The organism is Micromonospora echinofusca (assembly GCF_017614955.1).
GTDB classification, from domain to species: Bacteria; Actinomycetota; Actinomycetes; order Mycobacteriales; family Micromonosporaceae; genus Micromonospora; species Micromonospora echinofusca_A.
The window spans coordinates 1-741 of the sequence record NZ_WVUH01000710.1; the positions used below are offsets into that span (position 1 = coordinate 1).

The following is a 741-nucleotide window of genomic DNA, read 5'->3' on the forward strand; positions in this document are numbered from 1 at the left end:
GTCCCCACCAGATTGAAGAACCCGTCCAGCAGATTCCCCCGGAACACGTCCCCCGTCATGTGCTTCGTCGGCGGCATCCACTTCAACGGCGCATCCGGGAACAACTCCCGCGCCAACAACGCGTGCGCCAACTCCAACCGGAACGACTCCGGCACATCCGGATTGATCTCGAACGCGTGCCCCAACCCCAACTGCCAGTCCGCCAACCCCGCCTCATGCGCGAAGTACTCGTTCAACAACTGCGACACCGTCACCGTGTGCGCCGCATCCACCGCATCCGCAGTGGTCAGATAATTGTCCTCACCCGTGTTGATGATGATCCCCGCCCGCGCGTGCACCTGCCGCGAGAACCGCTGATCCACGAACGTCCGCACCGGATTGATGTCCCGGAACAGAATCCCGTACATCGAATCGTTGAGCATCATGTCCAGACGCTCCAACCCCGCCAGGGCCGCCATCTCCGGCATACACAACCCCGACGCGTAGTTCGTCAACCGCACATACCGGCCCAACTCCTTCGACGAGGCATCCAACGCCGCCCGCATCAACCGGAAGTTCTCCTGCGTGGCATACGTACCCGCGAACCCCTCCCGGGTCGCCCCCTCCGGCACATAGTCCAACAACGACTGACCCGTCGACCGGATCACCGCGATCACATCCGCACCCGCCCGCGCCGCCGCCTGCGCCTGCGGAATGTCCTCGTAGATGTCCCCCGTCGCCACGATCAGATAGATCCACGGC

At 63.6% G+C, this 741-nt stretch carries 1 protein-coding gene; it reads right to left on the reverse strand.

Annotated elements, in window-relative coordinates; genetic code table 11:
• Nucleotides 1-741 (reverse strand): lysine 5,6-aminomutase subunit alpha (locus GSF22_RS34025; RefSeq protein ID WP_244454630.1); only part of this gene is annotated, 741 nt, incomplete at both ends.